At 69.9% G+C, this 13,879-nt stretch carries 12 protein-coding genes and 1 pseudogene; 10 read left to right on the top strand and 3 right to left on the bottom strand.

Annotation, left to right across the window (positions count from 1 at the left end; genetic code table 11):
• Positions 1-123: 123 nt before the first annotated feature.
• The 8 genes and pseudogenes from AB0M52_RS19240 to AB0M52_RS19205 all read left to right on the top strand — a co-directional run.
• Positions 124-1,248 (top strand): annotated as a pseudogene (locus AB0M52_RS19240) (APC family permease); the annotation flags it as partial.
• A gap of 12 nt (positions 1,249-1,260) precedes the next feature.
• Positions 1,261-2,016, top strand: coding sequence for a hypothetical protein (locus AB0M52_RS19235; RefSeq protein ID WP_363955230.1), 756 nt, complete (start codon positions 1,261-1,263; stop codon positions 2,014-2,016).
• Entirely contained in the window at positions 2,013-3,398 is a 1,386-nt protein-coding gene (locus tag AB0M52_RS19230; RefSeq protein WP_363955227.1) for a histidine decarboxylase, read from the top strand. The genes AB0M52_RS19235 and AB0M52_RS19230 overlap by 4 nt, the downstream gene beginning before the upstream one ends.
• 345 nt (positions 3,399-3,743) lie before the next feature.
• Positions 3,744-5,132: a glycosyl hydrolase family 18 protein gene (locus tag AB0M52_RS19225; protein WP_363955225.1), complete on the top strand. Its 1,389-nt coding sequence runs from the start codon at positions 3,744-3,746 to the stop codon at positions 5,130-5,132.
• A 398-nt stretch (positions 5,133-5,530) separates the two neighbouring features.
• Positions 5,531-6,436, top strand: a complete 906-nt coding sequence (locus AB0M52_RS19220; RefSeq protein ID WP_363955222.1) for a copper transporter — start codon at positions 5,531-5,533, stop codon at positions 6,434-6,436.
• Positions 6,437-6,939: 503 nt separating this feature from the next.
• Positions 6,940-7,857 carry an RNA polymerase sigma factor SigJ gene (sigJ, locus tag AB0M52_RS19215; RefSeq protein WP_363955220.1) on the top strand — a complete coding sequence of 306 codons (918 nt, stop codon included), beginning with the start codon at positions 6,940-6,942 and terminating at the stop codon, positions 7,855-7,857.
• Positions 7,854-9,005: an NAD(P)-binding protein gene (locus tag AB0M52_RS19210; protein WP_363955217.1), complete on the top strand. Its 1,152-nt coding sequence runs from the start codon at positions 7,854-7,856 to the stop codon at positions 9,003-9,005. The genes sigJ and AB0M52_RS19210 overlap by 4 nt, the downstream gene beginning before the upstream one ends.
• A 44-nt stretch (positions 9,006-9,049) precedes the next feature.
• Positions 9,050-10,060, top strand: coding sequence for a DUF5954 family protein (locus AB0M52_RS19205; RefSeq protein WP_363955214.1), 1,011 nt, complete (start codon positions 9,050-9,052; stop codon positions 10,058-10,060).
• 8 nt (positions 10,061-10,068) lie between these two features.
• Here the strand turns inward: AB0M52_RS19205 and AB0M52_RS19200 are convergent, their stop codons facing one another.
• Positions 10,069-10,629 (bottom strand): GNAT family N-acetyltransferase, encoded by a 561-nt coding sequence (locus tag AB0M52_RS19200; protein ID WP_363955211.1) that lies wholly within the window; start codon positions 10,627-10,629, stop codon positions 10,069-10,071.
• 117 nt (positions 10,630-10,746) lie between these two features.
• Here AB0M52_RS19200 and AB0M52_RS19195 point away from each other — a divergent pair, with 117 nt between their 5' ends.
• Positions 10,747-11,214: a hypothetical protein gene (locus tag AB0M52_RS19195; protein ID WP_363955208.1), complete on the top strand. Its 468-nt coding sequence runs from the start codon at positions 10,747-10,749 to the stop codon at positions 11,212-11,214.
• Between the two features lie 43 nt (positions 11,215-11,257).
• Here AB0M52_RS19195 and AB0M52_RS19190 read toward each other — a convergent pair whose 3' ends face one another.
• Both AB0M52_RS19190 and AB0M52_RS19185 read right to left on the bottom strand, forming a co-directional pair.
• Positions 11,258-11,599, bottom strand: a complete 342-nt coding sequence (locus AB0M52_RS19190; protein ID WP_363955205.1) for a hypothetical protein — start codon at positions 11,597-11,599, stop codon at positions 11,258-11,260.
• A 598-nt stretch (positions 11,600-12,197) separates the two neighbouring features.
• Positions 12,198-12,806 carry a class I SAM-dependent methyltransferase gene (locus AB0M52_RS19185; protein ID WP_363955202.1) on the bottom strand — a complete coding sequence of 203 codons (609 nt, stop codon included), beginning with the start codon at positions 12,804-12,806 and terminating at the stop codon, positions 12,198-12,200.
• Between the two features lie 312 nt (positions 12,807-13,118).
• Here AB0M52_RS19185 and AB0M52_RS19180 point away from each other — a divergent pair, with 312 nt between their 5' ends.
• Complete coding sequence (locus tag AB0M52_RS19180) at positions 13,119-13,856, top strand: serine protease (protein ID WP_363955199.1); 738 nt, start codon at positions 13,119-13,121, stop codon at positions 13,854-13,856.
• Positions 13,857-13,879 lie beyond the last annotated feature (23 nt).

The raw sequence follows: 13,879 nt of genomic DNA, 5'->3' as shown, positions 1-13,879 counted from the left end.
ATGACCCAACTGAACGGGCTCGTGGAGAGCCGGATGCGGTGAAAGCCGCACGTCCGGTTCGGGAGGCGGGCCGCAGAAACGGACCGGTCGAAAGACCAGCACCGCGCTGCGGCCCGACCTCACTACGGGCTGTTCGGCGCGACGGTCGCCGCCACGCTCGGCGGTGCGTGGTGGGTGTGGGCCGGCATCGCGCTGACCGTCGTCGGGGTGCTCGGCGTACGGGCGATCGTGCTCTCCACCCGGGTCCTGGTCGCCGTGCTGGCCGCCTCGCTGCTGATCGTCGCCGTGTTCGTGCTGGCCGCCGTGGGGCGACCGGCCGGCGGCGAGCTGTCCTGGGCCGGGTTCGACGCGTCGGGGTTGGCGGTCAGCGGCATCGGCGGCGCGGTCGCGTTCTGCGTGGCCGCGTTCATGGGCGTCGACGCACCGGGCTCACTGGTCGAGGAGACCACCGACCGCCGGTCGGTCGGCCGGGCCACCATCAGCGCGGTCGTCGTACTCGGCGGGGTGTACACCCTCGCCGCCTGGGCGATGGGCGTCGCGGTCGGTCCCGGCGCGGTCGCCGGGATGGCCGCCGATCCGGCGGCCGGGTTGCCGTTCTCGGTGCTGGCGCGCGTCGGCGGCGGGTGGGTGCCGCTCGCGGAGGTGCTGCTGGTTCTCGCGATCGTCACCTCGATGCTGGCCTTCCACAGTGTCGTCGCCCGGTACGTCTTCGCGATGGCCCGCGAAGGAGTGCTGCCCGCCGGCCTCGCGCACGCCGGCAACGGCACCCGGGTCAGCGCGCCGCGCGGCGGGTCACTGGCCCAGACCACCGTCGCGGCGGTCGTGGTGGGCGCGTTCGCGCTCGGCGGCGCCGATCCCGTCGCGGCGATGTTCACCTGGCTGTCCACGCTGGGCGCGATGGGGCTGCTCTGCCTGCTGCTGGCCGCGTCGGCAGCCGCGATGACCGCCCCGGCCACCGTGCGCGGCCGTCGACCCGGCCTATGGGAGTGGCGGCTGGCCCCCGCCCTGGGTGTGTTCGCCGGATCAGCGGTGCTGGCCGCGATGATCGGCAACGTCGGGTCGCTGCTCGGCGCCGCACCCGGATCGGCGTACCCGTACCTGCTGCCCGCGATCATCGTCGCCGCCGCCGTCACCGGCGGAGTATGGGCCGGGCACCTGCGCACCGCCCGCCCCGACGTGTACGCCGGCATCGGTCGCGGCACGCCGACCACCCACGCCGTACCCGACACCATCAACGTCTCGATCTGAGAAGTGCAGCCGATGACAACTCACGCAGCCACCGTGTCGCCGCAGGCCCGTCGCTGGGCGGACCTGCGCCGGCAGATCGTCTTCCGGGCCAAGCGACTGAACGTGGGCCACCTGATCGAGGCAGACCAGCGGTACGGGCAGCGCGACGCGCTCGGCCCGCACGGGGTGATGCTGTTCCTCGTCTCCGACGCCCCGACCGAGCCGCACGGCTACCGGCTGCACACCGCGTACCGGCTGTGGCTGGCCTCGCCCGAAGCCGACGACCTCCCCCGGCTGCTCGGCGACCTGGCGGACATCGCGGCGGAGAACGTCGCCCGCTGCACCGCCGCCGAACGCCGCTGGCATCCCCTCGGCCCGGAACGGTCGATGGTCAACGGCGGCGACATGAGCCCGCCGGCCGGTGCGGTCTACGTCGGCGTCGGTGTCACCACCCTCGACACCGACCACGGCCGCTGGCACCAGGTCGCCCGGACGCTACGCGGCGTGCCGGTCGGCGGCCGTCGGCTGTCGGCGTTCGACCTCAAGGGACAGTGCTACACGCTGCTGACCGACGGCACCGCCCTGCACGTCGACCGTGACCCGCACGCCCGCCTCGGCGTCGACGGCATCCGCTGCACCAAGACCCTCGACCCCGACCGGGTCAGCCACTACAACCCGCATCAGGACCTCACCGAGCAGGGCGACCACGACACCCGCGAGGTGTGGCGGAAACTCGGGCTGCTGCACAACGTACTCACCGCCCACCTGCTCCCGGGGCGGCACCCGTGACCGACACCCCGACCCTCGCCGAGGTCGTCGACCTCGGCCGTGGCCAGATCGACGTCGACGCCGTACTCCGCCAGCTCGTCGACCGGGCCGACACGGCTGCACCGACGAGCATCGGGTTCCCCGGCGCCGTCGACCTCGACCACACCGAGGTGATGGCCCGCCTGGGCCGGCGGCTCTGGAACAACATCGGCGACCCCGCCACCGACCCCGGCGGCGCGGCCCACACCAAGGCCCTGGAACGGGCCGTCGTCGCCTGGGTCGCCGAGACGCTGGCCATGCCCGCCGAAGACCGATGGGGGTACGTGACCACCGGCGGCACCGAGGGCAACCTCGCCGCCCTGCACGCCGCGCACCGCCGCCACCCGCGAGCGGTCGCCTACCACTCGACCGCCGCCCACTACTCCATCCCCAAGATCCTCGACATCCTCGGCGTACGGCGCATCCCCGTGCACGCCCACCCCGACGGCGAGATGGACCACGACCACCTCGCCGCGCAGATCCGACGACGCCCCACCCGGGCGGCGATCGTCGTCGCCACCGCCGGCACCACCATGACCGAAGCCGTGGACGACACCGACCGCATCCGCGCCATCCTGGCCCCGCACGCCCCCGGCGGGCACCTGCACGTGGACGCCGCCCTGTCCGGCATCCCGCTCGCCCTCGACGGCCGGCTCCGCCTCGACCCCACCAGCGGCATCGACAGCGTCGCCATCAGCGGCCACAAGTTCTTCGGTACGCCGACCCCGTGCGGCGTCGTCCTCATCCGCGCCGGCATCCGCACCCCCGGCGGCCACGTCACCTACACCGACACCGTCGACACCACCATCACCGGTTCCCGCTGCGGCCTGGCCGCCGCCCTGCTCTGGCACGCCATCGCCACCCACGGCCGCGAGGGGCACCGCTGGCGGGTCAGCGAGGCCCGACACCTCGCCGGGTACGCCGTCGACCAGCTCACCGCCGCCGGCTGGCCCGCCTGGCGTCACCCGCACGCCTTCACCGTCGTCCTAGACACCCCACCGGTACAGGTACGGAAGAAGTGGCTGCTGGCCACCGACGGACCGCTGAGCCACGTCATCTGCATGCCCGGTGTCACCAAGGGCCAGATCGACGCCCTGGTGGCGGACATCCACGCCACCACCCACCCTGCCGGCCGCCCTCCTGGCCCCGCCGCTCACCCCACCGGCCGCCCTCCTGGCCCCGCCGCTCGCCACCCCACCGGCCGCCCTTCTGGTCCCGCCGCTCGCCACCCCACGCCAACCGCATCGCTGCCACACCCGCGCCCACCGGTCACCCCGCAGACCATCGCCGCACCCGGCGGCGCCTGGTCGGCCGACAGTCGTACCCGCCAAGCCGCAACCCTGCGTGACCGCGACCCTGCGTAACTGCGGCCGGGCGGCCGCCGGTCACCTCCGTTCGCACTTTGCTCTGCTTCAACCCACGCACAGGCAGCTGACCAGCAACAACACACCGGAGCACGACCAGGCCACGCGGCAGCGGCAGTCACAAGCAGTGACCGTTGCGCCGGTTGAAGCAGAGCAAAGCGAAAGGGCAGAGGGGCAGGGGGGCGGGACAGACCAATACCAACTGTGACGATCAAGGGCTTCCCGCCGAAGGCGCAGTCGGCTTGACGAGACCGTAGGCACACGGCACCTGGTGGTCGGCGGATCGACGCATTTACTTTTAATAAAGTTAACGATAGCCTCCCCCCATCGATGAGGAGGCATGCCATGCGACGTCCACCCGTGCCATCCGCCCTGCTGGCCACGGCCGCTCTGGCCACCGCCGCCCTGGTCGCCGCCGTGGCGGCCCTACCGGCCGCCGGCAGCTTCGCCGCCACCCCCACCGCAGCCGGCGCGCCGATCACCATCCTCGCGGCCTGCACGGCACCGGCCTGGGCCGAGGGCAACACCTATCAGGCGGGCAGCCGGGTCACCTACAACGGCCGGACCTACCAGGCCCTGGTCACGCACACCGCGCACGTCGGAGCGGGCTGGAACCCGGCCGCCACCCCGTCACTCTGGACCGACCTCGGCCCGTGTGACGGCTCACCGACGCCGTCACCCACCCCGACCCGGACGCCGACCCCGTCACCCACGCCCACCCCCACCTCCTCGCCCACACCCACCCCGCCGCCCACCACCACTCCCCCGCCGGGCTCGGACACCTGCGCGCTCAAGCCGAAGCCGGCCGGCAAGGTGCTCCAGGGCTACTGGGAGAACTGGGACGGTGCGTCCAACGGGGTGCACCCGGGGCTCGGCTGGATCCCGATCACCGACTCGCGGATCCCGGCGCACGGCTACAACGTCATCAACACCGCGTTCCCGGTGATCCGCTCCGACGGCACCGTGCTCTGGCAGGACGGCATGGACGCCACGGTCAAGGTGCCCACCCCCGCCGAGATGTGCCGGGCCAAGGCATCCGGGCTGACCATCCTGATGTCGATCGGCGGCGCCACCGCCGGCATCGACCTCAGCTCCAGCGCGGTCGCCGACCGGTTCATCGCCACCATCGTGCCGATCCTCAAGCGGTACAACTTCGACGGCATCGACATCGACATCGAGACCGGGCTCACCGGCAGCGGCAACATCAACCAGCTCTCCACCTCACAGGCGAACCTGATCCGCATCATCGACGGGGTCCTCGCCCAGATGCCGGCCGGCTTCGGCCTCACCATGGCACCGGAAACCGCGTACGTCACCGGAGGCAGCGTCGTCTACGGCTCGATCTGGGGCTCGTACCTGCCGATCATCAAGAAGTACGCCGACAACGGCCGGCTCTGGTGGCTGAACATGCAGTACTACAACGGCAGCATGTACGGCTGCGCCGGCGACTCGTACCCGGCCGGCACCGTGCAGGGCTTCGTCGCCCAGACCAACTGCCTCAACACCGGCCTGGTCATCCAGGGCACCACCATCCGCGTCCCGTACGACAAGCAGGTCCCCGGCCTGCCGGCCCAGGTCGGCGCGGGCGGCGGCTACATGGCACCCTCGGCCGTGGCGCAGGCGTGGAACACCTACAACGGCAGCCTCAAGGGCCTGATGACCTGGTCGATCAACTGGGACGGCTCGAAGGGCTGGACCTTCGGCGACAACGTCAAGGCACTCCAGCGCCGCTGATCGTCTGGGGTGGGCACCGACGGTAGCCGGTGCCCACCCAGGAGCGTTCTCAGCGCCAGCGTCAGCCCGAGCACACGGTCAACTCGGCCACCGACCACCAGACTGCCGGCGGAGCCGGCCTGCGCGGAGGCAGTGGCGGAGCCACCGCCGTCGGTACCGATCGGGCATATCCGCGCCCCGAACTGCTGGGGCACGCTCATCTGTCCTCGACGTTTTGCATTGGTTGTCACTCTCAGTTGTGCCGAATCCGTGCCGTTGATCTTGGCATGGCTACTGCTCGGCCTTCATCGCGCGCGGTGTGCTGCAATCCAGCGCGGTGCGGAGTCAGCGTCAAGGGCGGGGCGCCGCGTCAACGACCTGCCCCGCGACCTAGCCATGGATGCCCATAAAATACGATGATGATCAGCTTTCGCTACCACATCGTCTCGCTCGCTGCGGTGTTTATCGCCTTGGCGGTCGGTGCGGTATTCGGCACCGCCGCAGCAAACGGCTTTGCTACCGACGTGCTCAGCGACTCGATCAGTGCGGCCCACAAGACGAACGAGCAGCTCCGTCAGACGACCGAGGACCTTCAGGTAGAGGCGAGCCGCAAGGACGACTACATCAACGACACGGCACCCGCCGTGCTACGCGGGACGCTGGCCAACCGCCGGATCGTGGTGTTGACGACGCCGTCCGGACGCGACCACGCCAAGGATGTGATCGAAAAACTTCAAGTGGCCGGCGCCGCCGTAACAGGGCCCGTCGACATCCGGGAGGCATTTTTCGACCCAAAGAACAACCTGAATCTGCTTGAGCTGGCCCACCGCAGCGCTCCGTCTAGCACTCTTCCAGGCAACAGCAACGGAGCCGAGACCGCTGGCGCGCTCCTAGCCGCGGTTCTGCTCGGAGCGCCGACCAGCGCCCACGGTTCAGCGGTGATATCCGCTCACGCCAGCGCCGGCTACCTCACCGCACCCGAGCGACTCGATGGTCCCGCTGACGGGGCGGTCCTGGTGACCGGGGCACCCTACGTAGATCAAAACCCAACCAAGCGAAACGCTGCGGTCATGACCATGGCCACACAATTCGGCATGGTCGGGCCAACCGTCTTGGCGGGCACCAGCGCCGGTGACGGCAGCGCAATCGGGATGGTGCGCAGAGACGAGGCACTCACCACAAGAATCTCGACGATAGACGGTGTAGCCGGCGCGCAAGGCCAGGTCGTAACCGCACTCGCGCTGGCCGAGCGGATTGCCGCCGATCGAGGAGGCCACTACGGCACGGCCGACGGCGCCGACGCTCTCACCCCAAGGCAGCGGTGACACGAGCCCGGCGGAAGATTCGTCCAGCCGTGAAAAACGCACGCCGCCTCGGCCTCTGCAACCCCCAGCCACTACCACCCACGGCCGGAACCGTTCGGCAACTCCATCCTGGAGTCGTCGGGCCCCCGCCGGAGGCACAGGTGCAATCGGCGCGGAGCAATGCTGGCAGGCAGCGGATTGTGGTCGTTCGAGGTTCGTCTGGGTGTGGAACTCGCCAGGATGGTCGTGCTCTGGGCAGTAGTACCCGAGGTAGTGCCGAACCCAAGGTGCGCGGGTAAGGGCATGGGCTGGCTGGTCTCACTTTCGCGCAGTCAGCATTCCAGGCCCACCACTCGGCGGGGGTGTCATGCAGGTCCTGATACCTGCCTATCACGCAAGTCCCGAGACCGGACACAGCCGATCATAAGCCTGTCCTCCGTCGACTGATGCGGCCGGCGGCAGCAAGAATGTGTGGCGGGCAGAATGGTGTCACATCGGCCGACCTGCGACGCGTCCTTGGAGTCATGTCCAACGAGGTATTCACCGCACACCGCGACCTGCTGGTCGGGGTGGCCTACCGGCTGCTCGGCAGCGTCGCCGACGCCGAGGACGTGGTGCAGGACGCCTGGTTGCGCTGGTCGGGCGTGGACCAGGCGACGGTGGCGGACCCGAAGGCGTACCTGATCACTGTCACCACCCGGCTCGCCATCGACCGGATGCGCCGGGCGAAGGCGCGGCGCGAGGCGTACGTGGGGCCGTGGCTGCCCGAGCCGATCAGCACCGCGCCGGATGTCAGCGAGCAGTTCGAACTCGCCGATTCTGTGGAGTTGGCGCTGCTCGTGGTGTTGGAGACGCTCTCCCCGCTGGAGCGGGCGGTGTTCGTGCTGCGCGAGGCGTTCGGGCTGCCGTTCGACGACATCGCCGGGATCATCGGCCGCGAGCCGGCGGCCACCCGGCAGCTCGCCCGGCGGGCCCGCGACCACGTCCAGCAGCGGCAGCCTCGTTTCGACGTGGACCGGGCCCGGCGTCGGGAGATGACCGAACGGTTCCTCGCCGCCTGCGGCACCGGCGACCTGCGGGCGTTGACCGAACTGCTGGCCTCCGACGTACGGCTGGTCAGCGACGCCGGCGGCAAGGCGAAGGCGCCGGTACGGGTGATCCACGGCGTCGACAAGGTGTCCCGGTTTTTCGCCGCGGTGTCGACCGAGGCGGCGGTACGCGCCTTCCTGTCCGCCGACGAACTGCCCGCATCGTTCAGCATCGACGTCACCGACGTGAACGGGGGCCCGGCCCTTGTCGCCCGGGTCGACGGCCGGCCCGTCACGGTGCTCTCCCTGGTCGTCCGGGACGGGCTGATCGACACCATCTACCTGCTCGCCAACCCGGAGAAGCTGGCCGCGATGTCACACCGGGTGGGGCCGGCTGCGTCCGAAGGGGCATGACGGAAAACATCACGGTCATCGGTGGCGGGCTCGCCGGCCTCACCGCCGCCATCGCGTGCGCCGAGAGCGGCAGCGCAGTGACCCTGTACGAGGCCCATCGCACCCTCGGTGGTCGGGCGCGCTCGACCGCAGCGCCGTACGTGGCCAACGACGGCCCGCACGCCCTCTACTCCGACGGTGAGCCCTTCCGGTGGCTGGACCGGCGCGGACTGGTACGACCGTTCACCAGGCTGACCCTGCGGGCGCTGGCCCGCGGCCGCTTCCGGCACGGCGACCGGCTGCACGGCCTGCCGCCGGCCGGGCTGCGGCGGATGCTCACCCGGCGGCGGCTGTCGGCCCCCGTCGACCAGGACTTCGCCGCCTGGGCGGAACAACGGTTCGGCGCGGAGGCGGCGAGCGCCGCCGCCGGACTCGCCGGGATCCTCACCTACACCGACGCCGGGCGGCTCAGTGCGGCGTTCGTCTGGGAGCGGCTGGTCCGGGTCACCGCGCCGCGCTGGCCCTCCGTGCGGTACCTGACGGGCGGTTGGGGCGCGATGATCGGGCGGATGGCCGAGCACGCCCGCACGCTCGGCGTACGGATCGAGGTCGGCTCCCGGGTGGACCAGTTACCGACGGGCCCGGTGATCGTCGCCACCAGCCTCGACGCCGCGCGTTCGCTGCTCGGCGACGAGTCCCTGCGCTGGGAGAGCGGGCGCGCCGCCCTGCTCGATCTCGGCCTGCGCAGCCGGCGCGAGGACCGGTACGTCGTCTCCGACCTCGACGCGGGCGGCTTCCTGGAGCGGTACTCCCAGGTCGATCCGTCGCTGGCACCGGCGGGCCACACCCTGGTGCAGGGGCAGATGCCGATGCGCGCCGGTGAGTCGCTCGCCGACGCGGTGGCCCGGTTGGAGCGGCTCGCCGACCTCGGCCTGCCGGGTTGGCGCGAACGGGTGCTGTGGCGCCGCGAGGCCGCGGCACGGCACCGTACCGGCGCGGTCGACCTGCCCGGACGCACCTGGCGCGACCGTCCGGCGATCGACCGGGGCGACGGGGTCTGGCTGGTCGGCGACAGCGTCGCGGCACCGGGCCTGCTCGGCGAGGTGTCCATCACCAGCGCTCTCACCGCCGCGAGATCGGCCACCCGCCGTCCCACCCTTCCCGTGTGAGTGGCGGGGCCGCATTTCGGCAGCCGAGGGAACACAATGCGGATATGACCAATCGCGGTGAGCAGGTACCTGATCACCTGGTGATCAGGATCGAGCAGCATGACGACCCGGTGTCGGCGGTGGCCGAGGACGACGCCCGCCGCCGCTCGGTCGCCTATCCGAAGCTCATGTGGGGTGCACCGTTCTTCGGCGCCGCCGAGGAGGTGGACGGCCGGTGGCGGATCCTGCAGCTCACCGCCGACGAGCCGCAGTCTGCCCGGGACAGTCTCGCGTCGCACTTCCGGAAGCTGTACAGCGAGACACCGCAGACCGCCGAGCAAGCGGCCGAGCGGGCGGCGTACGAGACGGCGTACGAGCTGCTCGACTGGGAGCCTGTCGATGAATTCACCGTCCACGGCCGCCGTTACCGGATCATCCGGGCGCAACCGTTCATCCGGATGGGACCGGACGGTCCGGAGCCGCCCCGACCCACCGACCCGGACCCGCACCCGCCTGGGCAGGCGGAGCGCAGCACCTCGCCGACGGACGGGTTCGTCATCGACCCGACCGCCAGCAGTGGACTCACCGACGGACTCGTCCGGATGGAGATGGTCTCGGCGTCCTACCGGACGACCAGCGTCCCCGAGGACGTACGCGCCGACTCCCGCCGGGCGGTGACCACCCACCCGAACGTGGTGCTGCTCCCGGTCGGCTACACCGTCGGGGAGCACGTCGCCGGCAGCTGGCGGCCCCGGTCGTTCGCCACGTACCCGACGCCGCAGGCCGCCCGGGACGCGGAGTCCTTCTCCATCGCGGCGATCCTGCCGGACGAGAACACCCCGATCGAGGAGTTCGTGGCGGCGTACCACCGCGCCCGGGCGGCGCACCAGCCCCCGCGTACCGACGATTTCGAAGTGCAGGGCGTGCCGTGTCGGGTGACCCGGGTCGAGACCTTCGTCCGGGTCGGCCCGGACGGCCCGGAGGGGCCGCGCCCCTCGGACCGGGACTCGCAGCCACCACCGGCGCGGCAGGTCCAAGAACTGCGTGCGCAGGGCCTGATGCCCGATCCGGACTGACCCGACCCCTACGGCGCCGTCCCTTGGCGCCAGGTATCGGCAAGCAGGGCGTACGTGTAGCCGTCCACCCAGCCCAGCTCGGCGTGCCAGGAGTCGCCGACGCCGTGCTGCTCACGACGCATGCCGACCTTCTCCAGGATCCGCACCGAGGCGAGGTTGTCCGCGAAGCAGCCGGCGGTGATCCTTCGGACGCCCAGCCGGTCGAACGAGTACGCCACCATCGCGGTGACCGCCTCAGTCGCATAGCCTTGGCCGCCGTACGCCGGGTCGAAGATGTAGCCGAGTTGGGCCTCCGTCCGCGCCGGCATGCCGGGCTGCCCCATACCGTCGACCAGATCAAGCGAGACGGTCCCGATCACCACGCTGTCGAGGGTCACCGCCACGCTGTGGTCGTCGGGGTCCTCCGCCGCGCGCCGCCACGCCGCCCGGAAGGACGCAGGGTCGACGTCGGTGCGCAGTAGCCAGCGAGTGACCTCCGGCAGGTTGCGGTACTCCAGGATCCGGTCGATGTCCTCGTCACGCACCGGGCGAAGCTCAAGGCGTTCGGTGCATAGATTCGTGCTCCCCATGAGGCGGGACGTTAGCGGACGCACAACCGCGGCACGTCCGGATATCCGGCCGCCTGGCGGACACGGGTCCGCGTTCGCCTGGCAGGTGGTGGTTATGCTCCCGGCCGGGAGGTGCATGTGTCCAAGAGACGCCCACATGCCCAGGTGTGGCGGACGCGGTTGTGGGTCCGGATTGTCGCGGTCGGCCTGCCGATAGCGCTGGCGTCGACCTTCCTCTACCCCGAACTTCTCAACCCCGGCTGGACCGACGGCATGCCGGCCGATGAGCTGCCCTGGTGGATCGGGCTGGTCGGCGTGACCGCCGTGCTGGCTTTCTGTGTTCTCGTTTCCCGAGTCACCGTCGACGACAACGCCGTCCGGATCGTGAACCCTTGGGGAACGCACGAGATGGCTAGAGCCTCGGTGGTGGACGTACGACCTGGGCCCTACGGTGTGGAGTTCATCGGAGCGGCCGGAGATCGGCACGTGGCGCTGGCAGTGCAGTGCGCGGGAACCATCCTGGCCAAGCGGCCAAGATGGCTGGAACTCGCACAGTCGGTAACCGGCGAGACACCTGACCGGCGTCAGACCGAGCAGGACGATTGAAACGCCAATCAGCCGGCAGTCGGGATGCGCGGATCTGCCGAGATCAGTGCGTCAGGACAGTCCTGCGGAACTTCTCGACGAAGTCGCGATACCCCTTCGAATAGGCATCCTGCTCGCCTGCCGTGCGCTCGAGTTCCTCCCGGATCAGCCGGTCCGCGAGCTCGTAGTCGCCGTTGACTGCGGCTACAGCCGGCAACATGACGAAGCGGACGTTGTCGAGGAGGAGATCGGAGTTGGCGACCTCACGGGAGAACGTGTTCCAGTCGGACCAGTGGTCGATGAAGGGCTGGCCGTAGGTCGCGACTGCGGTAGCGAGGTCCTCCGCTACCGCCGCCAGATGACCAGTCGAGGAGAAGTCCCACTGAACGAAGGTGTTCTGCGGCATCAGGTATCCCAGTGGCCTGCTAATGGACGCCACGGGAGCCGACCAACCAGCAGTTGAGACAAGGATGGCCTCCAGAGAGTCGTGCCTGACGCCGACTACGGGGTTGATGTGCAGGACCTGAGGTAACGACCACGTGGCGAGATTTAGTCCCAGCCATCCCGACGCTGCTCCGGAACCACTCGTCTGAAGCAGAAGACCTCTGCTCTTGGCGACGAATCCGTAGCGGTGAAGGGCCGCAGCACATGCGTCCTGACTCGCCCTTGCCAAGCTGGCCAATGTCCTCGTCCCCAGTCTCTGGCCTTCGTCCCGGCCGCCACGATCTGCGCCGACGACGCCCGGCCGACGCCGAGCGTCAGCATAGGGGACGCGAAACGCACTGATTTGCCGCTAACCGGGCTCCAACCTATGTGGCCAGGGAGGGCAGAACCCAGCGCGCAGCCGAGTTGAGTGCGCTTGACGCCGGTCGCGCATTCCGCGTTGACGTGCCACAGACTGCCGCCCTATCCCGCCGGTTCGACTCGTGCCTCGGGGCCCTTGCCATGATCGAGACTGGCTGAACCGTCGGCATCGTCCGGATGTAGGACTCTGGGCAGCGGACTCAGGCGGCGCGTGCGGCGATCGCTGCGTATCTGCGGTCCGGGCGGTCCGGGAATTGCTGTTGCAGGCGCTGGAGTTCGGTGAAACCGGCCTTGGTCAGGCGGGCGGAGAACTCGTCGGCCGGCCAGCGGTACGCCGTGAGGACCTTGTGGTCGAACTCGGCCACCTCGTCGTCGCTGTCGAAGAAGCCGATCACCAGCCTCCCGGAGGTGGTTAGCATCCGGTGGAACTCGGTGAGCACGTGGTCCAGTTCCCGGGGTGGCAGGTGGATGGTCGAGTACCAGGAGAGGATGCCGGCCACCGAATGGTCGGGGACGTCCAGTTCGGTCATCGAGCCGAGCCGGAATGCCGGCCCGGGGAAGTTCGCTTGGGCGTGGTCGATGAACTCGGGCACCAGGTCGATGCCGGTTACGTCGGCGCCGAGCGAATGCAGGTAGGCGGCCCAGTGGCCGGGGCCACAACCGAGATCGAGCACCCTGCCGGGCAGGCCGGCGAGGTGGCCCCGGACGAGGGCGGCGTCATCGACGTGGGTCTGCCACCCACCATCGAACAGCGCGATGTACTGCGCCGACATGGACGAATAGGCATCACGTACCGGCTGGTTGCTCACGGCGACACCATAGAACCGCCGCACGAGGCTCAAGCACGTCGAGTACGGCGGCTCGCGGAGGACGAGCCCGCACAACCTCGACCGACACCCCAGCTACATCCTCGCCGCCTGCATAACCTCCGGCGCATAGCCAGCGCTCGCGGCTTTGCCGAGCTCACCCGATCTTGGGCTGTGCGCATCGATGGAGCGGCGATCTTGCTGGCGGATCGCCCCGGTGTGCAACGAAAACGCCCGCTGGGGGCGTTCTACCTCCGTACCGGCTAGTTTTTCGAAGGGTGTCAGATGCGCTTGAAACGACTCCTGATCGCCGTGGTGGCGTTGGCCGCCGTGCTGGTAACGGCCGCTCCGGCCGCCGCCATCAGCGGCGGTGAACGGGCCGCGCCCGGTGAGTTCCCGTGGATGGTCCGGCTCCTGCCGGTGGGTTGCGGTGGAACCCTCATTCATCCGCAACTGGTACTCACCGCTCAACATTGCGTCGATGAGCAGCCAGGCGACAGCTTCACCGTCGTCTCCGGCACCGTCGACCTCAAGAACCCACACCGAACGATCAGCAGATCCACCGCCCACCTCGGCGGAACCGAGTGGTGGAATGGACCGGACTGGGCGGTGATCAAGCTGGAACGGCCACTGGACCTGCCCATCCTGCGGCTCGCCACCGAGCCCCGACAGCTGCAAACGCTGACCGTGACCGGCTGGGGCACGAAGAAGTCAGGCGGCCCCCAGGAACGCTTCCTCAACAAGGTGGAGCTGCCATTCCTGCCGGACGAGCAGTGCTTCGACGACCCTTGGTGGGATGAGCACCCCGAGTACCCGAGGTCAACGATCTGCGCAAAGTCGGTGAACCGGAAGAGCCACTGCCCCGGCGACTCCGGTGGGCCGGCCCTGCACCGGCTTCCCAACGGCGTCTGGGAGCAGGTCGGCATCGTGAGCACTGGTTCGGACTGTGACTGGGACATCGGCGAGGAGCCGACCCCCGCCTACACCGACGTCGCCTACTTCAGCCAGGGCATCCAGAGCGCCGCCGACCAATTGCTCTCAAGCTCCAGCTGATCACCACCCCGGCAGTGGTAGCC

Source organism: Micromonospora sp. NPDC051296, assembly GCF_040682255.1.
Classification (GTDB): domain Bacteria; phylum Actinomycetota; class Actinomycetes; order Mycobacteriales; family Micromonosporaceae; genus Micromonospora; species Micromonospora craterilacus.
Note: the sequence above shows the minus strand (reverse complement) of the source record. Positions and strands in the feature narration are given on the sequence as shown.

Coding starts and splice junctions, on each gene's coding strand:
- AB0M52_RS19235 (WP_363955230.1), top strand. CDS start 1,261: ATGACAACTCACGCAGCCACCGTGTCGCCGCAGGCCCGTCGCTGGGCG.
- AB0M52_RS19225 (WP_363955225.1), top strand. CDS start 3,744: ATGCGACGTCCACCCGTGCCATCCGCCCTGCTGGCCACGGCCGCTCTG.
- AB0M52_RS19210 (WP_363955217.1), top strand. CDS start 7,854: ATGACGGAAAACATCACGGTCATCGGTGGCGGGCTCGCCGGCCTCACC.
- AB0M52_RS19220 (WP_363955222.1), top strand. CDS start 5,531: ATGATCAGCTTTCGCTACCACATCGTCTCGCTCGCTGCGGTGTTTATC.
- AB0M52_RS19205 (WP_363955214.1), top strand. CDS start 9,050: ATGACCAATCGCGGTGAGCAGGTACCTGATCACCTGGTGATCAGGATC.
- AB0M52_RS19190 (WP_363955205.1), bottom strand. CDS start 11,599: ATGCCGCAGAACACCTTCGTTCAGTGGGACTTCTCCTCGACTGGTCAT.
- sigJ (WP_363955220.1), top strand. CDS start 6,940: ATGTCCAACGAGGTATTCACCGCACACCGCGACCTGCTGGTCGGGGTG.
- AB0M52_RS19200 (WP_363955211.1), bottom strand. CDS start 10,629: ATGGGGAGCACGAATCTATGCACCGAACGCCTTGAGCTTCGCCCGGTG.